The sequence below is a fragment of the Cognatazoarcus halotolerans genome, from assembly GCF_009800965.1.
In the GTDB taxonomy this organism is placed as follows: domain Bacteria; phylum Pseudomonadota; class Gammaproteobacteria; order Burkholderiales; family Rhodocyclaceae; genus Cognatazoarcus; species Cognatazoarcus halotolerans.
The window spans coordinates 1-255 of the sequence record NZ_WUAF01000093.1; the positions used below are offsets into that span (position 1 = coordinate 1).

At 65.9% G+C, this 255-nt stretch carries 1 pseudogene; it reads right to left on the reverse strand.

The features are described 5' to 3' along the window. Positions 1-255, reverse strand: a pseudogene (locus GQB03_RS22815) (sulfoacetaldehyde acetyltransferase); the annotation flags it as partial.

Genomic DNA, 255 nt, shown 5'->3' on the forward strand with positions numbered 1-255 from the left:
ACGAATCATTGTGCAGATAACTGTTCACCACCGGCGCACCCAGGCGCTCGGCCAGCGCCTTGCACTGCTCGACCGCATCGGCCATCACCACCCCGCCGCCCGAGATGATCACCGGGAACTTCGCCGTCGCCAGCAGCTCGGCCGCCGCCTGGAGGCTCTGCTCACCGCCCGCACCGCGATCGAGCCGCGCCGGCTTCGGAATCTCGCAGGTGATGTCACCGTAGAAATAATCGCGCGGAATGTTCAGCTGGGTCG